We start from the raw sequence: 19,509 nt of genomic DNA on the forward strand, positions 1-19,509 counted from the left end.
ATTTTACCCGTCTGGGGAGGGGTTAAAACCCGGCTCGCTTCGATAAGGGCCTGCATCAATATTATATTTGCGCATTAAAGCCCAATAAGCCCGGCGATGCTTTTTGGAACAACGTGCGGCCATGGCAATGTTGCCGCCATGCTGCATTAATGAAGCGTTAATGTACGCCTTCTCGAAGCGCTCGATAATTTTCGTTTTCGCGGCACGAAACGATTGTTTTGAAGTTGCATGCGCCGCCGCTGCTGCTACAGCAAATGCATCCAGCTCTGCTCCGCTTCGACCCAAAATACTATCAGACAACACCTCTTCATTGACGCTATTGGGGGTCACCAGAACAGGTTCCACCCTAAAGCCCGGCTTCTCGGGTTCCGCCAAGACAGAATAAGTGGATGACTGAACTCTGCGATGGACACGAAAGCGAAGCTCTTCCAAACAGACGGGAGCACGCAGAACGTCGGCCACACCCAACGCAAATAAATCATTCAAGGCGGTGGCTTTAAGATCTGAAACAATGGCGATAAGCGGCGTTGAAACATAGCCTTTACTAGCCGACAACAGTAGCCTTGACCAAGCCAGCGTAGCCGGACTGACACTAATTAGCACAGCATCATACCGGCGCAAAGACATAGCGTTTTCGGCCAAAACATCATGGGCAGGCAATGGCGCATTGGTAGCGGCCGCATTTGTATCAACAGTAACCTGGAAATGGCTTAACGTAAGCCGGCCACCCAAATAGTCCCCAGGCGCAACCAACATCTTCTGTTGTTGTTCGTCTCCTGATGAGACCAGCCATGTGCAATCAACTCTTTCTCTCATAATGCCCTCTTGGGTAAGCGGGTCAACGAAATGTCGTACCCCCGAGAGAAATGATAATTAAGCCTATCAGCCTAGGCTATTCGTAGAAATAGCCCATCGGAAACTACGTAAGGAGACTAGTCTTCATTGCCTGTGTTGCCGGCCGAGTTGGTTGTATCCGACTCAATTGGAATAAAGCCGGGGGCCATACTAAGAAAAGGGATACCCGCCCCTCCCGGTTCGGAAGAGTTTGCATTCTGCGGAATAAGGGTCGGTGGTGTACCCGGCTGATCCAATATTTGCTGTTCATTGGTTACCAATTCACCGGATGACGGAGCATCAGTTTGAGGCGCTGGGGACGGCGTCGCAGGTTTAATTCGCAAACTACCGTCAACAAATGAAATAAAATAATTCTGCCCTACGAGACCCGACGGGGTAATCAGATAATCACCGACATCAACGGCTCCCTGGCTATTGCCCCCATAAGCAAGCTCACCTGTTAAAACTGCGGCATTTTCGTTGGCAACAAAACCACTATACGTTACGCCATTACCACCACTCCATGGCGCTCCGCTAAAAGTGGTCGTCGCATCGTTGGCAGTTACCGTTAATGCAGCGGGAGTAATCGTCGCCTCATGCCCTGCAGTTTGCGCCAACGTATAGTTGGACGCCAGTCCGCCACCCGCGCCATCAGCCAAGGTATACGTGGCGGTCGCTGTTCTTGTACCCACATTCTTGCTATCGAACAAACCCGTTGCTGAGGCCACCTGGACAGTTTCACTGCCTACAAAGCCCGACAAAGTACCCGGATTGATGGTCGCCACTGCTGTGCCATCGTAAGTCTTGTTGTCGGCTGTTGTTCCAGAGATGGTCAGCGTTTTCGGTGTGATGGTCAAGCTTCCATCTTCATAAGTAATCGTGTAGTTATCTGCATTGAAAGTGCCGCCACTCGCGTTAGTTGCCAATACAGCGTAGGGTGTACCGCCATTGACTGCTGCGGTGGCCGTCGCGCCGGCACTGCTGATATCAACTGAGCCAATCGTTTCACTGTTTTTTAGCCCGGTAATAGTTACATCCCCGGAGTCAAATACATACGTTTCACCGTAGGTTTTTGACAAATCCCTTTTTGCGGCAACCGTCAACGCGGCAGGGGTCACCGTTAACTCCCCTTCTTGATAGGTGATATTGTAATTACCGGTATCGAACGCGCTACCACTGGCATTGCTTACATTAACGCTGTACGGGCGTCCCAATGCACTCGCCGTGGCCACCGATCCGTCGCTACTGATATCAACTGAATCAATGCCGTCGTTGTTCTTTAATCCTGTGATAAGTAAATCGTCGGCACCGAAAGTATACGTATCACCGTAAACTTTCGTTAAATCACTTTTGCCCGCCACCGTTAAGGCGGCAGGAGTCACTGTTAATGCCCCGTCGTTATACGTAATTGTGTAATTAGCGGCATCGAAAGTCCCGCCGCGCGCATTGCTGATATCAACGCTATACGGCGTACCGCTATTCACCGCCGCTGTGGCCACCGCACCGTCGCTACTAAGATCGGCTAAACCAATACTTTCATCGTTCTTCAATCCAGTTACATTCACATCATCAAAACTGAATGTGTAGGTATCACCGTAAGTTTTAGTTAGATCACTTTTGCCCGTCACGGTTAAGGCAGCCGGCGTCACGGTTAGGGCGCCATCCTCGTAGGTAATGGCGTAGTTGGCCACATCAAAAGTGCCACCGCTCGCGTTACTTACCGCAACGTCGTATGACGAACCCCCATTCACCGCCGCCGTGGCAGCCGCCCCTGTACTACTAATGTCGGCGGTACCAATCGTTTCACTATTCTTTAAGCCGGTAATCACCAGATCACCTGCGCTAAACGCATAGGTATCCCCATACGTCTTGGTCAGGTCGCTCTTGCCTGCAATCGTTAAAGATGCCGGAGTGACCGTTAAAGCACCGTTCTCATACGTAATACTGTAATTGCTTGAGTTAAAGGAGCCTCCGCCCGCATTACTTACCACGACAGTATATGCTGAACCACCATTCACAGCTGCTGTGGCAGCAGCGCCGGCGCTGCTGATATCCGCAGTGCCGATCGTTTCACTATTTTTTAAGCCTGTAACGATCAGATCGTTCGCGCTAAAGGTATAAGTATCACCGTAGGTCTTGGTCAAACCACTCTTGCCCGCAACGGTTAAAGATGCCGGCGTAACAGCTAAAGCACCGTCGTCATAGGTAATATCGTAGTTCGCGGCGTCGAATGTGCCCCCACGCGCGTTACTGACATCAACGACATAAGGCGTACCGCCGTTTACCGCCGCTGTCGCCACCGTTCCAGCACTGCTCAAATCAACCAGCCCGATACTTTCGCTATTCTTCAAGCCACTAATGATCAGATCATCCGCGCTAAGGTTATAGGTGTCACCGTACGTTTTACTTAAATCAGCTTTAGCTGCGACAGTAAGTGCAGCGGGGGTAACCTCTAGAGCCCCACTTTCATAGGTAATCGTGTAGTTGTTGGCATCAAAAGTGCCACCCGCCGCATTGCTAACCGCTACGCTATACGGCGCCCCCCCATTCACCGATGCAGTCGCTACCGCCCCGGCGCTGGTGATATCCGCCGATCCAATAGTTTCACTGTTTTGCAGACCCGTAATCGTTAAATCAGTGCCATCAAAAGTATAGATATCCCCATATACCTTTGTCAGATCACTTTTCGCCGCAACCGTTAATGCCGCGGGTGTAATCGTGGCACTGTGTCCAGTGGTTTGCGCCAAAGTGTAATTCGAGGCAAGCCCACCATTAGTGCCATCGGCCAGGGTATAGGTGGCCGTTGCGACTCTTTCCCCTACATTCTTACTGTCGAACACGCCGCCAACGGAAGCAATCTGTACGGTTTGATCATCAACAAAGCCTGACAAGCTACCAGGCGTAATCGTTGCTGTAGTCGTACCATCGTAAACCTTTCCTGCAGCTGTCGTTCCCGTAATTGTTAATACTTTTGGGGTAATCGTTAAACCGCTGTCATCTGCAAGATAAGTATAAATATTACCACCGGGCACCGACAACACATTCGCCGCGCTCCATAAATACGTACCAACGTTACTTGTAGTGGTAATGGCCGAACCCCAATCTACCGCACCAACCGTTCCCGCCGTGGTTATCACGCCATCAAGTGACGGGTTGCTACCCGCCCCGTATTCACGACTCAAATCACCCGCAACACCCAAGTAGCCATCGTAGAAACTGGCCGACTGTATGCCGGCCAGCATCATATAACCCCCATTTTCATTACTGTTTGATTTAGCCCAAGTACTGGAAAAATCCCAACCACTTGAAATGAACGTAAAAGGGTTTTGCATTTCGACTGTTGTTTTGCCGATCCCGCCATCACTACTAGACTTACCTGATGTTTGTACGTCCCAGAAAGAATTCGTGACGTAAGCGTCGGGGCTTTCATTAACACCGATCAGCCCTGACCCCGTCCCGTTTATATAACCCGTTGCATAACTACGGTTTACTTGTCCGCCGCCGTAGTTTCTGCCAATCAAGCCGCCAATTGCATAAGTGGTACCTTGCACTTGCCCGGTTGCATAGCTGTCTTCAATTCTACCGTTTGCGTTGCTATTTCCTACCAAGCCACCAATCGCAAAGTTACCCACCACGTTACCGGTTGCATATGAGCGCTTGATCTCACCGCCGTTCGCCCCAACTAACCCACCCACGTCATTCCAATAACCAGATGTGCCACTCCACCCTTCGTGAGCGGTAACATTCGCAGAAGACCAGCTATCGAGAATCGCACCGGAACTGCTACCTACCAGCCCACCCGATCCTCCACCCGTATCAACTGTTCCACTGGCCCAGGCGTTCATTACAGTACCTTCCAGCCCACCAACCAGAATGCCCGAGCTTGTTTGACCCTCCAGCACAGCATTACTGACACCGATATCGCGTATCGTGACCTCTGGATCTGCATAGCCAATCAACCCACTGTAGTCTGATGTCCGTCGCTTTATAGTGAGATTACTGATACTGTGCCCCATGCCGTGTAACTGGCCGGTAAATCGCGTATCACGATCACCAATCGGCGCAAAACCGTAGTAGCCACCACTGCCATCGGCATTCCAGGTTGCGGTGGACGACGCGTCAATATCTGCACCCAGCACGTAATTACCGGCCAAGTCGCCTGCCATACCCTGCAAACTGCCGTCGTTTAAGCTGCCCTCATTACCCAATTCAGTAATGACCGTATAGTTAACCGTGCCGCCGTCGCTACCCAATTTGGTGGAAAAGGTCGCGTCAGCTTCAAAGTTAACTGGGGCGTTCACCGTATAACCGGCTGTATTTCCCGCAGCAACCGCACCCTGGCCGAACTCAAGCGCCAAACCGCCGTTTCCAAGTACATCAAGCTCCGCATTCAAACTGATGTTGTTGTCAGCACGCAATGTCAGCGTATTGATGATCCACTCGATCGACGCGTTAACATAAATATTGCCAGGGTCGGTCCCCACACCGTTATCAGGCTCGCCCCAACTGGAATTGCTGGCGCCATCCGCTGTTGAAACCGTGACATCACCGTTATATAAAGCGCCTTGAATAGCCATCGCCTTATTCTCATCGATAGTAATATCGATTGGGTCGATCAGCCATTCGCCCCCGTGGGTATTCACCGCCAGATCGGCACTGATATTCACTGTTGCAGCCGAAGTCTCGACAAAACTAGCTTCCAAACTACCTGAAGCATGAACCTGCCCGTGCTTCATGTCGGCTAACAGTAATATCCGGCCATCTTTTTCAGCTAATGTTCTGGCTTGTACCGTACCGGAGTTTGAGACAACACTGGCGACCATCTCATTGGCTGCCCTACCCGTCATAATGGCCTGACCGCCATCCGCCAGAATCAATTGGCGGTTTTCCACCAGCGTGTTCACAGTTGCAGGGTCTACCGCCACCTTCAACATGCCGTTGGCACCAACGTCGAGCGTTACGCGGTCACCGGCAGCCATAACAACATTACCCATACTGGCTTTGATAATGCCGTCGTTCACTACAGTGGGCGCCAGCAATGCAACGGTGCCGCCGTCGGCAGCCGTGATTTGCCCTTTATTGGTCACACTGCCCGTTCCCCCGTTACGGTTGAACAGACCCTTGCCTTCCATAAAATCTTGATTGGTAATGTCCATGGTTGAGGCAACCAGGCCTCCTACATTCACAACGCTACCCGCACCAAACATTACCCCGTTAGGATTCACCAACCATACTTGCCCATTGGCAGTCAGCTGCCCATGTATTTCCGTTGCGCCGCCTGCAACAACCCGGTTAAGGGCAACTGAACTGGCACCAGGCTGGTTAAAGTTCACCGCCGCATTCGTACCAATATTCATGCTTTGCCAATTAATAATGGCACGGTCGGTTTGTTGGTTAATTTGCATGTGGCCGGCGTTTTGACTAATACTGGCCTGTCCGCCTACAACCTGACCGCCCGACGGTAGCATGTCAGACGCTACTGTTTGGCCCAGGGCGGGGCTTGCCATTGCCGCAACCAGCGCCATCAGTAAACCACTGGCCTTCAAGTGCCACCCATAGTTTCGTTTCCCGGTTCGACTTACATTTTCCGGCGCCGGAACATAGCTTTGGGTATGGTCGTTATATACAAGACTGTAAACGTGGTTCATAGTGATCTCCGTTTCCCACCCAGTAACGATGGGAACTGGTTCGAGCCTTTCCACGCAGTCGCGTTGTGTGGCCCTTAAAAGCTCTTACTCAGGTTGACCCAGAAACGAGTAGACGAAGCACTACTTCCATCGTTGTTCTCATTCTGTGCATTAGCTACCGGATTACTACCCAACGGCGTTGCGACGCTTGCCTTTAAAACCCAACCCGAAGCTGCGCCGGTGCCATACCAATTAATGCCCGCACCAATACCAGACAAATGAAATGAATTCGGCTGATTCGTACCGCCATCCCAACCCGACCATATGTCTTTGTGCTGGCGGATATACCCCAGATCATAAAAAACTGCCGCCTGCCAGCCATGCCCGAGACTGCGTTGCACTTCAAACTTGAAAATCACGCCCTCATCGCCCATGCCCTCGTTAATGGGGTAGGCTCGGACGCCGAACGGACCGCCGAGTGACAGACGCTCGGAACTGCCTAAATTGCGATCTGCCACTTGTCCCGAAAGACCTAACAGCACTTGCCAGCCGGAGCCCGCACCCAATGCTTGCAAACGGTTAAGCTGAAAAGCCAGTTTGGTATAGTCTCCCTGTGTTCTGGGGCCGGCACTATCTGTAGCGGCATCGGCCGGGACACGGTCGAGGTTAAGATTGCCCCGCACAAGCTGCACAGCGCCCCAGTTAATAGCCCCACCTAATATCTCATCGCGCAGATCTCCCGAAAACTGGAGTGAGAGCGCGTTGACACGTTGCCTACGCAGCGCGGCGCCAAGGGCATCATCATCGTATCGGCGATATTCATACCCGGCACCGATAGTTAAATTGCGATCGCTTTGACGGATGAGCGGATACGATAAAGTAAGACCGGCCGTATATGCCTTGCCTTTTGCATCCAGCGATGCATAACGCCCACCCAAACGGTAGCCCAACGTAGAGCCGTGTGTGATAAGACGCCAACCATCAGCACCAACTGGCAACACATATTGCAATCGGGCCGAATAAATGTCTTTCGCTACCAAAGCGCGCAAAGAAACCTGATCTCCGCGACCGGTAAGATTATTCAGAGCCAAACCTCCGACCATCTGCTCTGTGCCGGTATACTTATTGCCGAAATTATTCGCGCCGATATCGCCCGTGACGAAAGGCGTATCTTCAACGTGGATATCCAGACGCGTTTCGCCTGACTCTTGCCCTGGCACAAGCCGGCCTGTCGCCTGGATACCAGAAAGGTCATTTGCAATAAGCAACCCGCGCTCCAGATTCGCGGCTGACAGAGGCTCACCTTCTTTCAAGCGATGCGTAATGACACTGCTAACGTACTTGCCGTTCGCGCGGGCGCCGTCTTGCTGAATAGACGCCCCACCGTAATACCCCTCAATGATCTGAATATGAATGATTCCATTTGTAACGTCTTGCCGGGGAAGAAAAACGCGAACAAACCAGCCATATTTTCTGTAGTGTTCCGAAATTCGCTGCGCTACATGTTCCAGTTCGGGGAAAGTAAGAGTCTTACCTATGCTGTCGGCTATAACACCTTGCAATTCTTCAACTGGAATTAAATTGGCGCCATCGATAACAAACTGCTTTACCGTCACAGCGCCTTGTTGTGTTTCTGCGAGGGGCTGGGCATCACCCCGTTTTGTCGGCACGGGCTCTGAAAGGCGGGGCGGCTGGAGGCTGCGCTCAGAATCGCGCTGCAAAACGCCTGCATCAGGAATAGTTTGGGCGGTAGCAATGGAAAATGCACAAGCGGCGTACCCCAAAAGCGCCAGGCGAAGAGACCACCATACGATTGGCATATCGAAAGTCCGGTTTTTATGCGCCGATTAAATCCCCGTCGGCACTTTGTTATGAGTTACAGGACGTTTTACGATGAATAAATAATGTAACCAATCCGTACAAACCCTCGAAATTACCTCTCTTGAAATAAACCAGAATAAAAAAAGCGACTCCATCGGAGCCGCTTTCGAACTTACTCAACTAGTATTTCTAATGGTCAGACTTAGTGGCGCGAATTCCGTATGCGAGCCAACTTTTGTGCAGCAGCATGTTGTGCCGCCAACATAGCCAATTCAGCCTCAACCACTGCAATATCTTCTTTGTCTTTGGCATTGCGCAAGGCTTCTTCAGCACGCTTGCGTGCTTCCAATGCTTTCGCTTCGTCGAGATCTTCAGCACGAATAGCCGTATCGGACAGAACCGTTACGCCACCCGGCTGAACTTCAAGAATGCCACCGGCAACAAACACGTTGGTTTCGCCGCTGCCATCGGCAAGGACAATTTTGACTGTACCCGGACGAATACGGGAGATCAGGGGCGTGTGCCCCGGAAGAATCCCCAGCTCACCGGCTTCGCCAGGCAGCGCCACGAACTTCGCCTCACCGGAAAAGATCGATTCTTCTGCACTGACAACGTCAACATGTAGTGTGGACATAACCACCCCTTATTACAGATTTTTCGCTTTCTCGAAGGCTTCGTCGATGGAACCGACCATGTAGAAAGCCTGTTCGGGCAGTGCGTCGCACTCGCCTTCAACAATCATTTTAAAGCCACGCAAGGTTTCCGACAGCGGAACATACTTACCAGGCGAGCCGGTAAACACTTCAGCAACGTGGAAAGGCTGCGACAGGAAGCGCTGAATTTTACGAGCACGTGCCACGGCCTGCTTATCTTCCGGTGACAATTCGTCCATACCCAGAATTGCAATAATGTCGCGTAACTCTTTGTAGCGTTGCAATGTTTGCTGAACACCTCGAGCAATATCGTAGTGCTCTTCACCCACAACCTGAGGATCCAATTGGCGGCTGGTGGAGTCCAGTGGATCAACCGCAGGATAGATACCCAAGGCGGCAATATCACGCGACAACACCACGGTGGAATCCAGGTGAAGGAAGGTGGTAGCAGGCGAGGGATCGGTCAAGTCATCCGCAGGAACGTAAACGGCCTGAATCGAAGTAATCGAACCCGTTTTCGTCGAAGTAATACGCTCTTGCAGCTTACCCATTTCTTCTGCCAGCGTAGGCTGATAACCCACCGCGGACGGCATACGACCCAACAGCGCCGAAACCTCAGTACCAGCCAAGGTGTAACGGTAGATGTTATCAACGAAGAACAGAATGTCACGGCCTTCATCACGGAATTTTTCCGCCATGGTCAAGCCCGACAATGCCACGCGCAGACGGTTACCGGGAGGCTCGTTCATCTGACCGAACACCATCGCCACTTTCGACTCCGGCAGGTTATCTAATTGGATAACACCGGCATCAGACATTTCGTGGTAGAAGTCATTACCTTCACGGGTACGCTCACCCACGCCTGCAAACACCGACAAACCGCTATGCGCTTTGGCAATGTTGTTGATGAGCTCAAGCATGTTCACGGTTTTGCCCACACCAGCGCCACCGAACAGACCAACCTTACCGCCTTTTGCAAACGGGCAAACAAGGTCAATAACCTTAATACCGGTTTCAAGCAACTCAACCGAGGGCGACAGTTCATCGAACTTGGGCGCGTCTTGGTGGATACCGCGGGTTTCTTCCGCTTCGATGGGTCCACGCTCGTCGATGGGGCGACCCAGAACGTCCATAATGCGACCCAGTGTTGCCTTGCCGACCGGCACCGAAATAGGCGCGCCGGTGTTGGCCACGGCCATACCACGACGCAGACCGTCGGAGGAACCCATTGCGATGGTGCGAACCACGCCGTCGCCCAGCTGCTGCTGAACTTCGAAGGTTAGACCGGCCTCGGCAAACTTGGAGCTGTCGTCAGCCAGTTTGAGAGCGTCGTAAATGTTAGGAATGCTGTCGCGGGGGAACTGAATATCCACCACGGCGCCGATGCACTGAACGATGGTACCGTTGCTCATGTTTAGTCCTTGCTAAATATCTTTGACGGGATGCCCTTCTGTTTATTAAACAGCGGCAGCGCCCCCGACGATTTCAGAAATTTCTTTAGTAATAGCGGCCTGACGGGTTTTGTTGTAAACCAGTTCAAGTTCGCCGATGATTTTCTTGGCGTTATCCGACGCTGCTTTCATCGCCACCATTCGAGCAGACTGCTCGGAGGCCATGTTTTCGGCAACCGCCTGATACACCAAACCTTCTACATAACGCTGAAGCAGATCATCAATGACCGACTTGGAGTCGGGTTCATAGATGTAGTCCCAACCGTACTTAGACTTCAGCACCGCATCCTCTTCTTTGGAAAACGTATTTTCCGTTTGGAAAGGATCAGCCAAACCGCTGGGCAGCGGTAACAGCCGGATAAAGCTGGGCTCTTGCTTCATCGTGTTAACAAAGCGGTTTGTCGCTACATAAACCGCATCGATTTTGCCGTCGATAAAGTCATCGACCTGTACCTTGATTGCACCGATAAGACGCTCAAGGTTGGGGGCATCGCCAAGCTGAACTTCCTGCGAAACCAGATTGGCTCCGATTCGGGTAAGGAATGACAGCCCTTTGTTACCCAGCGCAGTCGTTTGAACCTTGATACCTTGTTGATCGAACTCTTTAATGCGAGACAAAACCAAACGCGTAATATTGGTGTTCAAACCACCGCACAAACCCTTGTCGGTGGTTACCAATACGACACCGACGCCTTTGACGTCGTTGCGCTCGATCATAAACGGGTGAGTGTAATCGGGGTGCGCCTGCATAAGATGCGCAGCGATTTCACGTACCTTTGTCGCATAGGGACGGCCGGCACGCATCCTGTCTTGCGCTTTGCGCATTTTGGATGCCGCCACCATCTCCATGGCTTTGGTGATCTTTCGCGTGTTTTGCACGCTTTTGATCTTGGTTCGAATTTCCTTAATTCCGGCCATCGCAAATCCTGTCAGGGCGTTGGTTGGGGTAACAACAAACTTGCGTTACCCCGGTATTGCGCAAGCAGCGGCCTTTCAACCGTTGCCGCCGCCAGTCATTAATAAGCGCCGTGCTTCTTGAACTCGTCAATTGCAGCAGCAAGTGCCTCGTCGTCTTCCTTGGACAATTCTTTCTTGTCTTCGATCCGCTGAACCAAATCGGCATGCTTGGATTTCAGCGTTTCTTTCAAGGCTTTCTCGAAAGGCAGAACCTGGTCGACTTCAACGTCGTCGAGGTAACCGCGATTCACTGTGAACAGCGACACGGCAAGTTCCCAAACCTGTAAAGGCTGATACTGCGGCTGCTTAAGCAACTCAACAACGCGCTTACCGCGCTCGAGCTGACGACGGGTTGCGTCGTCGAGGTCGGAAGCGAACTGAGCAAATGCGGCCAATTCACGATACTGCGCCAAGTCGGTACGAATACCACCGGCCAGTTTCTTGACCACTTTGGTTTGAGCCGAACCACCCACACGGGAGACCGAGATACCCGCGTTAATAGCAGGACGAATACCCGCGTTGAACAAGTCGGTTTCCAGGAAGATCTGACCGTCGGTAATGGAAATAACGTTGGTGGGAACGAAGGCGGAAACGTCGCCGGCCTGCGTCTCAATAATTGGCAACGCGGTTAACGAACCCGTTTTACCTTTTACTTCACCATTCGTGAACTTCTCGACGTACTCGGCATTGACGCGAGCGGCACGCTCGAGCAAGCGGGAGTGCAAATAGAATACGTCACCGGGGTAGGCTTCACGACCGGGAGGACGGCGCAGCAACAACGAAACCTGGCGATAAGCCCAAGCCTGCTTGGTAAGATCGTCGTATACGATCAGGGCGTCTTCGCCGCGATCGCGGAAGTATTCGCCCATCGTGCAACCGGAGTAAGCGGCCAGATACTGCATGGCGGCGGAATCGGAAGCGGCAGCGGCAACAACAATGGTGTATTCCATTGCGCCGTGCTCTTCGAGCTTGCGAACTACGTTGTTAATGGTAGAGGCTTTCTGACCAATAGCGACATACACGCAGGTAACATTCTTACCTTTCTGGCTGATGATGGTGTCGACAGCCACGGCAGTTTTACCGGTTTGGCGGTCACCAATAATCAGTTCGCGCTGACCACGGCCAATAGGTACCATAGAGTCAATCGCCTTAACACCTGTTTGCAGGGGTTGGTCGACCGACTGACGCGCGATAACGCCGGGAGCCACTTTTTCGATAATATCGGTGGCTTTGGCGTTAATGGGGCCTTTGCCATCGATAGGGGTACCCAGTGCGTCGACCACACGGCCGCACAACTCGGGGCCGACAGGCACTTCAAGAATACGACCGGTTGTTTTTACCGGATCACCTTCGGAAACGCCGGTGTAATCGCCCAGAATAACGGCACCGACCGAATCGCGCTCAAGGTTAAGCGCCAGGCCGAATACATTATTGGGAAATTCAAGCATTTCACCCTGCATCACATCGGACAAACCGTGAATGCGGGTAATACCGTCGGTCACGGATACGACCGTGCCCTGCGTACGTACGTCAGTCGACGCGCCCAAGCCTTCGATACGGCTTTTGAGCAGCTCGCTGATCTCTGACGGGTTAAGTTGCATGTTCAGACTCCTGGAATCCTGTTAGTTGATGCTTTTAAGCAGCCAACGTATCGCGCATACGGGCCAGTTGGGCCTGCACGGAAGTGTCGAGTACCTGATCACCGACAACCACCCGGACACCACCGATCAGGGAAGAGTCTATGGTGACGGACGGCTTAAGTTTCAGGCCAAATTTTTTCTCGAGGCCTGCAAGCAGCTCGGTGACCTGTGCATCGGATAATTCGTATGCACTGGTAATCTGGGCTACCGCACTCCCTTCGAATTGATTTTTAAGCAGGTCGAACTGTTCGGCAATTTGCGGCAGCAGCAAAATGCGACCATTCTGGACGAGCAGTTCGATGAAATTGCGTGCCTGATCTGACAACGCCGACTTCACCAGCCCGCAGAACAACTCGAAACGTTGCTCATTGCTAAGGCGCGGATCGGTAAGCGCGTCGCGCACGTCTTCCAAACTTGCCACTGCTGCAAGCTCGTTCACCAAATCCGACCAAGATGCCAGAGAAGCCTGGTCACCTTTGGCCGAAGCAAACAGCGCTTCGGCGTATGGTCGGGCAATTGTCGATAATTCAGCCATGGCTTTGCCCTGAGATTAGAGTTGTGCCTTAAGCTGGTTCAACAGCTCGGCGTGTGCCTGTGCATCGACCTCGCGCTTGAGAATCTGTTCTGCACCCTTGACCGCCAACACAGCAACGTCGTCACGCAACCCGTCGCGGGCACGCTGGACTTCCTGTTCGGCGTCTTGTTTGGCTTGGGCGATAATCCGGGCTTTTTCAGCCTCGGCTTCGCGCCGTGCCTCATCGATGAGGGCGGCAGCCTGTTTCTCAGCTTCGAGCATGCGAGCGTGATTTTCAGACTTCGCTGATGCTTCGATCAGGCTGATACGGGCCTGAGCCTGCGCCAGATCGGCCTTGCCTTTATCGGCAGCAGCCAGACCATCTGCAATTTTCTGGCGGCGATCTTCGATTGCTTTTGTCAGGGGTGGCCATACGAATTTCATCGTAAACCACGCCAGGACAAAAAACACGATCATCTGAAAAAAGAGAGTCGCGTTTAAGTTCACGGTCGTTTCCCTTTATTACCACTGGCACCTTACAGATTAACTGCACGATGCCCAATGTCCACGTCGCAGGCAGCACTTTAACGTACCACCAACGACGACGTTAGCCTGCCCGAAGGCAGGCGCGTTGCTCAAGCTTAGCCGACGAACGGATTGGCGAAAGCAAACAGCATGGCGATACCCACACCGATCAGGAAGGCAGCGTCGATCAGGCCGGCCAACAAGAACATTTTGGTTTGCAAAGCGTTCATGAGCTCGGGTTGGCGAGCCGAAGCTTCCAGATATTTACCGCCCATCAAAGCGATACCGATCGAGGCGCCAAAAGCACCCAGGCCAACAATAAGACCGCAAGCCAGAGCAACGAAAGCAACGTTGGTCATAACAACTCCTTGGTTAATAAACCTTGTGTAATCAATAAGCCAAAATTAAAAACTGCTTTGCAAGAAAACCTTGCTATCCAGCAGGCCGACCCCGTTGAAATAAGGGCCCGCCCGCTAGGAATTCATTAATGGTCTTCGTGAGCCAAGCCAACGTAAACGAGGGTTAGCATCATGAAGATGTAGGCCTGCAACACCACGATTAACACGTGGAAAATCGCCCAGGCGGAGCCGGCCAGAATATGACCGATACCCAAACCCACACTCGTACCATTAAAGCCTGCCGCAGCACCACCCAATAGGGCGATGAGCATGAAGAGCAATTCGCCGGCAAACATATTGCCGAACAACCGCATACCCAACGACACTGTTTTGGCGGCATATTCCATAAGGTTCAACAATATGTTGAACGGAATAAGAAGCACACCCACAACACCGTGACCGTGGAAGGGAGCCGTAAACAAGCCTTTCGTGAAGCCCAGACCACCCTTGACTTTAATGCCATAGTAAAGAGTGAGCAGCAACACGCCCAACGACATACCCATTGGCACGTTCAGGTCGGCTGTTGGCAAAATACGGTGGTAATAAAGTGGGTCGCCGTGCTCGGCACCCAAGCCTGTCATTTTGAAAATCCATGCCATGAGATCGACCGGAACCAGGTCGAGCGTGTTCATGAGGATAATCCACAGAAATACGGTAAGTGCCAGCGGCGCAACAAAACGACGACTCTCTTCGTTCGGAATAATGCTTTTGGCTTCGTTCTGCACCATTTCAACAAGCATTTCAACGGCCGACTGGAATCGGCCCGGAACACCGCTTGTTGCTTTATTGGCCGCACGCCACAAGAAGAAAATAACAATAAGCCCCATGAACAGGGACCAAAACATCGAGTCGTAATTCAGAACGCTGAAGTCGGCAATTGCAGTTTGCTTTTCCCCCAGACCATTCAAATGCACTAAGTGATGCTGAATGTAATAGGATTGTGGCGAAATATCACTTGGAGCAGCCATTTGAACCCTTACCTGTTAACTTTTTAAACAGAGCCTGACACAGAACTGTGTCAGGCCCATGAAATTGGAATTCGCACCACGTTACGGCAGCCGCCCAAACATAAGCAGTAACACGTAACCTTTCAACACCATGAGCAAGCCGAACAACAGTGCCGGCCACACAAGCCAGGCCTGCGCTACATAAACTACCAGCACCAGCAAAGCAACTGATGCAAGTAATTTCACGAGCTCGCCAACCAGAAACCGGCCAGGACTGGCGGGCCGACCGGCAACCATGCCCAACAGCAGGCGCGCAGCAAAAAGCGCATTAGGAACAAAACAGGACAACGCGCCCAAAAGCGCCGATGCTCCGGCTTCAACCCCAGCGACCCCCCAGGAAACCACAACGGCAACAAGCATCATGCCCGCCTGAGCGGCCAGCACATGAACAAGCCCCTTAACGGCACTTGCCTGCACTTTTCTGCGCTCGGCCTCAGTTAGCTTTATTGGTTCCAGCCTTACCGGCTCGGTTTCCCCAGGCTTCACAAGCCCCTGCTTCTTTGGTGTCAAACCCAGAGAGTATAACTGGTTTTTTAAGCCTTAAGCAAATCGTAAGGCCGCTTTTTTGTGCAACGCACACCCGGCCCTTTATTCATGCCGAAACTTGGCCTCACGCTTTTCGACGAACGCATTCATGCCCTCTTTTTGATCATGCGTCGAGAACAAGGCGTGGAAGTTGCGGCGCTCAAACAACAAGCCTTCATTTAACGGTGATTCGTATGCGCGATTAATGCTTTCTTTGGCCATCATGACCGCCGGTAAAGGCATAGAGGCGATGACCGCTGCAGCCGCCATGGCTTCTTCCAGCACTTTTTCAGTGGGTACAACCCGTGCAACCAGGCCGGCCTGCTCGGCCTCTTGCGCACCAATCATACGGGCCGTCAGAATCATATCCATGGCTTTGGCCTTGCCCATGGCACGCGGCAAGCGCTGGGTGCCACCATAGCCGGGAATAATGCCCAGCTTGATTTCAGGCTGCCCAAACTTGGCGTTTTCACCCGCAATAATGAAATCGCATTGCATGGCCAACTCACAGCCGCCGCCCAGTGCAAAGCCGGACACCGCAGCAATAACGGGTTTACGAATACGGCGCAGCGATTCCCAGTTATGCCCCAGGTAATCCTGTTTGTAAACATCGGCGTACGACCAATCTTTCATCGCCGCAATATCCGCGCCGGCAGCAAAAGCTTTCTCATTCCCTGTTAACACGATGGCGCCAATGTCATCGTTAGCATCGAATTCGCGCATGGCCTGTGCCACTTCATCGATTAATTCATTGCTGAGCGCATTCAACACTTTTGCCCGATTCAGGGTAACCAGCCCCACACGCCCTTGAATGTCGGTTTTGATCATTGGCTCGCTCATGAACTCTCCTTTGCAAAGTAAACTAAATGCATGAATACAAAACCGATACTTTACCGCTTAACGCCCGCCGATCCGGCCGGGCACTGTTTTTCAGTTCAAGTAACCATTGCGCAACCGGATACAGAAGGGCAAATACTCAGCTTACCTGCCTGGATTCCAGGCAGTTACCTGCTACGCGATTTTTCCCGACAAATCCAGGATATTCGTGCCCACGACGCACAAAACGCGCCCGTCGTCATCACCAAAACCGGTTCCCATAGTTGGCAATGCGCCCCTTGCCACGGGGCTTTGCACATTGAATACCGTGTCTATGCCTGGGATCTTTCAGTGCGCGGCGCCCACTTCGACGAAACCCATGCTTTTTTCAACGGCACCAGTGTTTTTCTATTTCCGCACGGCCAAACCAACCAGCCCTGCTTGCTGGATATCTCGCCACCGCCACACACAAACAAATGGAAAGTCTTCACCAGCCTGCCCGAAGCCAACCCTCAGCAGTACTCAACGGCGGCCAAACGCCATGGTTTCGGATTGTATGAAGCACCCAATTACGATGCTCTGATCGATCATCCTGTTGAAATGGGTACGCCGCAAGTAGTGTCGTTTGAAGCGCATGGCGCCGAGCATGAAATGGTGTTTACAGGCGAGATACCGGGCCTGGATCTGAAACGTATCGCCGCAGACACACAGAAAATCTGTGAGGGGCAAATTGCACTGTTCGAACCGCAAACCAAGGCGGCACCTTTCCTGGATAGCGCCTCGCGCTATGTATTCATGACGATGGTAACCGGCAATGCGTACGGCGGCCTGGAGCACCGGGCCTCAACCGCACTGATGATCAGCCGCAACGATTTACCTGTTGTCGCGCAGCAAAAAGCACCAGACGGCTACACCACCTTTTTAGGCCTGGTCAGCCATGAGTACTTCCATACGTGGAACATCAAACGGATCAAGCCTGAAGCATTCACTCCCTACAACCTCTTGCAGGAAAATCACACGCGCTTGCTATGGGTGGCCGAAGGCTTTACTTCGTATTACGACGACCTGATGTTATTGCGTTCCGGCGTTATCAACGAAACCCAGTACTTTTCACTGCTGGAAAAAACGATTGGACTCGTCATGCGCTCACCAGGACGCCACCGGCAATCGATTGCCGACAGCAGTTACGATGCCTGGACCCGTTTCTACAAGCAAGATGAAGAGTCGCCCAATGCCATAGTGAGCTACTACAGCAAAGGTGCGTTAGCCGCGTGGGGACTCGATCTTACCCTTCGAAGCGCCACCAACGGAACCCGCTCGCTCGACGATGTCATGCTTCTGTTGTGGCAACGCTACGGCAAAACTTTCTACACGGGCGTGCAAAAAGGAATTGAGGAAAATGCCATGGCGGGCCTGATTCAGGAAGCCACCGGCGTGAATGTCGATGACTATCTGTTGCGTTATGTCTATGGTTGCGAAGACGTACCGCTAACCAAACTGCTGGCAGACCAGGGGGTCACGCTGGCGTGCGAAACAAGCAATGCGCTGCCGTCGCTCGATGTTCGAACCAAAACCGGCAGCGGCCAATTGGAACTGGCGACGGTATACAAAGGGGGGGCGGGGCACCGGGCCGGGCTATCGGCCGGCGACTTACTGGTGGCGGTAAACGGGTTACGTATTACCGACGCCGCCTCGCTAGACCAAGCCATGCGCCTGTGCCGACCTCATCAGAGCGTGCCGGTTCATGTTTTCCGCCGCGACGAGTTACGCGTGTTCAAAGTGAAAACCGCCTCGCCGCCAAACGATAAATGGACACTGAAACGAGTTCAAACCGCCGCTACTTAGCGTTCGCTTCCAATCTTGCTTGAATCGCCTTGGCCGCGGTTACCCCATCGGCCAGGGCGGTAACCACGCAAGGGTGCTGACGCGATGCCACCTCGCCAATGGCATAGACCCCATCAGAACTGGTTTGGGCCGTCTCAAAGTCACTTGAAATAAAGCCGCGCGCAGTGCACGCCAAGCCCAAGTCGTTCGCAAAATCGGCGTTGGGCGCCCACCCATACATCACTAACAGAACATCATATGCGACACCGTTCACCGTGCGCTGTTCAGGGTCAACGGTATACGCCCCAACCGTTAGGGAACCAACCGGTAACTGCTGAACAAATTGCTGTTGCGCACGGACCGTACGCGCATAAACCTGCACGCTGTGCGCCCCCTTTTCGAATGCGAACAAGGCATTTTCAAATGCATTGTCACCGCCGCCCAGAACCGCAACCCGCTTATTGGTGAAATCAAAGCCGGCAACATGTTGCCCCGGCCCAACCAAAATCTGGGGATCAGGCGGCGCTTGATTCAACCCTCGCGCTTTAACTCCCGTGGCCAACACCAAAAAACGACCTGTGATTGTTTCATTGTGTGGGCCCGATATCTGAAAGCCCGGCGCGCAAACCCGCACCGATTGAACCGGCCACTCCAGACGCAACGCCACTTTCGACTGCACCACGCTTTGGGCCAGATTCTGCGCAACCTGCAAACCATTCACACCTGGCAAACTGGCATTCCAATCGTCCATGAACGGGTTAATTCGACACAACCCTCCCACTGCATCGGCGGCGTCGACCAATAACGGCTTAAAGCCCAGGCGCGACAACCACACCGCGCACGACACGCCCGCCGGACCCGCACCCACAATCACTGCGTCGTAAAAAGAAGGTGCACTGTTTGCTTGAAGACTCATT

At 52.6% G+C, this 19,509-nt stretch carries 15 protein-coding genes; 1 reads left to right on the forward strand and 14 read right to left on the reverse strand.

The genetic code is table 11. The features are described from left to right. Nucleotides 1–3 precede the first annotated feature (3 nt). The 13 genes from G9Q38_RS00065 to G9Q38_RS00125 form a co-directional block, all read right to left on the reverse strand. The gene (locus G9Q38_RS00065) at nucleotides 4–816 is read right to left on the reverse strand and encodes a hypothetical protein (protein WP_228276157.1); all 813 of its coding nucleotides are present in this window, start codon (nucleotides 814–816) and stop codon (nucleotides 4–6) included. Between the two features lie 116 nt (nucleotides 817–932). Further along, nucleotides 933–6,482, reverse strand: a complete 5,550-nt coding sequence (locus tag G9Q38_RS00070; RefSeq protein ID WP_166126510.1) for an MBG domain-containing protein — start codon at nucleotides 6,480–6,482, stop codon at nucleotides 933–935. A 74-nt stretch (nucleotides 6,483–6,556) separates the two neighbouring features. Next, a complete protein-coding gene (locus tag G9Q38_RS00075) occupies nucleotides 6,557–8,281 on the reverse strand; it encodes a ShlB/FhaC/HecB family hemolysin secretion/activation protein (RefSeq protein WP_166126513.1) in 1,725 nt (574 codons plus the stop codon). A gap of 203 nt (nucleotides 8,282–8,484) precedes the next feature. After that, nucleotides 8,485–8,916, reverse strand: a complete 432-nt coding sequence (locus G9Q38_RS00080) for a F0F1 ATP synthase subunit epsilon (protein ID WP_166126515.1) — start codon at nucleotides 8,914–8,916, stop codon at nucleotides 8,485–8,487. 12 nt (nucleotides 8,917–8,928) lie between these two features. Next, nucleotides 8,929–10,347 carry a F0F1 ATP synthase subunit beta gene (atpD, locus tag G9Q38_RS00085; protein ID WP_119441401.1) on the reverse strand — a complete coding sequence of 473 codons (1,419 nt, stop codon included), beginning with the start codon at nucleotides 10,345–10,347 and terminating at the stop codon, nucleotides 8,929–8,931. A gap of 45 nt (nucleotides 10,348–10,392) precedes the next feature. Continuing rightward, nucleotides 10,393–11,304 carry a F0F1 ATP synthase subunit gamma gene (gene atpG, locus G9Q38_RS00090; RefSeq protein ID WP_166126518.1) on the reverse strand — a complete coding sequence of 304 codons (912 nt, stop codon included), beginning with the start codon at nucleotides 11,302–11,304 and terminating at the stop codon, nucleotides 10,393–10,395. A gap of 98 nt (nucleotides 11,305–11,402) precedes the next feature. Next, the gene (gene atpA / locus G9Q38_RS00095; RefSeq protein ID WP_114422005.1) at nucleotides 11,403–12,944 is read right to left on the reverse strand and encodes a F0F1 ATP synthase subunit alpha; all 1,542 of its coding nucleotides are present in this window, start codon (nucleotides 12,942–12,944) and stop codon (nucleotides 11,403–11,405) included. 34 nt (nucleotides 12,945–12,978) lie between these two features. After that, complete coding sequence (locus G9Q38_RS00100; protein WP_119441403.1) at nucleotides 12,979–13,518, reverse strand: F0F1 ATP synthase subunit delta; 540 nt, start codon at nucleotides 13,516–13,518, stop codon at nucleotides 12,979–12,981. Nucleotides 13,519–13,533: 15 nt separating this feature from the next. Then, nucleotides 13,534–14,004 (reverse strand): F0F1 ATP synthase subunit B, encoded by a 471-nt coding sequence (locus tag G9Q38_RS00105; protein WP_114422003.1) that lies wholly within the window; start codon nucleotides 14,002–14,004, stop codon nucleotides 13,534–13,536. Nucleotides 14,005–14,138: 134 nt separating this feature from the next. After that, complete coding sequence (gene atpE / locus G9Q38_RS00110; RefSeq protein ID WP_093969799.1) at nucleotides 14,139–14,381, reverse strand: F0F1 ATP synthase subunit C; 243 nt, start codon at nucleotides 14,379–14,381, stop codon at nucleotides 14,139–14,141. 125 nt (nucleotides 14,382–14,506) lie between these two features. Next, entirely contained in the window at nucleotides 14,507–15,388 is an 882-nt protein-coding gene (atpB, locus tag G9Q38_RS00115; protein ID WP_166126520.1) for a F0F1 ATP synthase subunit A, read from the reverse strand. An 81-nt stretch (nucleotides 15,389–15,469) separates the two neighbouring features. Beyond that, complete coding sequence (locus G9Q38_RS00120; RefSeq protein WP_228276158.1) at nucleotides 15,470–15,913, reverse strand: ATP synthase subunit I; 444 nt, start codon at nucleotides 15,911–15,913, stop codon at nucleotides 15,470–15,472. Between the two features lie 102 nt (nucleotides 15,914–16,015). After that, complete coding sequence (locus G9Q38_RS00125; RefSeq protein ID WP_166126523.1) at nucleotides 16,016–16,792, reverse strand: enoyl-CoA hydratase; 777 nt, start codon at nucleotides 16,790–16,792, stop codon at nucleotides 16,016–16,018. A gap of 30 nt (nucleotides 16,793–16,822) precedes the next feature. Between G9Q38_RS00125 and G9Q38_RS00130 the strand changes: the two genes are divergently transcribed. Beyond that, the gene (locus G9Q38_RS00130; RefSeq protein ID WP_166126526.1) at nucleotides 16,823–18,613 is read left to right on the forward strand and encodes a M61 family metallopeptidase; all 1,791 of its coding nucleotides are present in this window, start codon (nucleotides 16,823–16,825) and stop codon (nucleotides 18,611–18,613) included. On the opposite strand, the gene G9Q38_RS00135 is transcribed toward G9Q38_RS00130, so the two are convergent. After that, the gene (locus tag G9Q38_RS00135; protein WP_166126529.1) at nucleotides 18,606–19,508 is read right to left on the reverse strand and encodes an NAD(P)/FAD-dependent oxidoreductase; all 903 of its coding nucleotides are present in this window, start codon (nucleotides 19,506–19,508) and stop codon (nucleotides 18,606–18,608) included. The genes G9Q38_RS00130 and G9Q38_RS00135 overlap by 8 nt on opposite strands. Between the last annotated feature and the right edge of the window lies 1 nt (nucleotide 19,509).

Source organism: Pusillimonas sp. DMV24BSW_D, from assembly GCF_011388195.1.
Taxonomy (GTDB): Bacteria; Pseudomonadota; Gammaproteobacteria; order Burkholderiales; family Burkholderiaceae_B; genus Neopusillimonas; species Neopusillimonas aestuarii.

Bases quoted from the DNA above. Each gene is read 5' to 3' on its own strand.
- G9Q38_RS00065 (WP_228276157.1), bottom strand. From the start codon at position 816: ATGAGAGAAAGAGTTGATTGCACATGGCTGGTCTCATCAGGAGACGAA.
- G9Q38_RS00070 (WP_166126510.1), bottom strand. From the start codon at position 6,482: ATGAACCACGTTTACAGTCTTGTATATAACGACCATACCCAAAGCTAT.
- G9Q38_RS00075 (WP_166126513.1), bottom strand. From the start codon at position 8,281: ATGCCAATCGTATGGTGGTCTCTTCGCCTGGCGCTTTTGGGGTACGCC.
- G9Q38_RS00080 (WP_166126515.1), bottom strand. From the start codon at position 8,916: ATGTCCACACTACATGTTGACGTTGTCAGTGCAGAAGAATCGATCTTT.
- atpD (WP_119441401.1), bottom strand. From the start codon at position 10,347: ATGAGCAACGGTACCATCGTTCAGTGCATCGGCGCCGTGGTGGATATT.
- atpG (WP_166126518.1), bottom strand. From the start codon at position 11,304: ATGGCCGGAATTAAGGAAATTCGAACCAAGATCAAAAGCGTGCAAAAC.
- atpA (WP_114422005.1), bottom strand. From the start codon at position 12,944: ATGCAACTTAACCCGTCAGAGATCAGCGAGCTGCTCAAAAGCCGTATC.
- G9Q38_RS00100 (WP_119441403.1), bottom strand. From the start codon at position 13,518: ATGGCTGAATTATCGACAATTGCCCGACCATACGCCGAAGCGCTGTTT.
- atpE (WP_093969799.1), bottom strand. From the start codon at position 14,381: ATGACCAACGTTGCTTTCGTTGCTCTGGCTTGCGGTCTTATTGTTGGC.
- atpB (WP_166126520.1), bottom strand. From the start codon at position 15,388: ATGGCTGCTCCAAGTGATATTTCGCCACAATCCTATTACATTCAGCAT.
- G9Q38_RS00125 (WP_166126523.1), bottom strand. From the start codon at position 16,792: ATGAGCGAGCCAATGATCAAAACCGACATTCAAGGGCGTGTGGGGCTG.
- G9Q38_RS00130 (WP_166126526.1), top strand. From the start codon at position 16,823: ATGAATACAAAACCGATACTTTACCGCTTAACGCCCGCCGATCCGGCC.
- G9Q38_RS00135 (WP_166126529.1), bottom strand. From the start codon at position 19,508: ATGAGTCTTCAAGCAAACAGTGCACCTTCTTTTTACGACGCAGTGATT.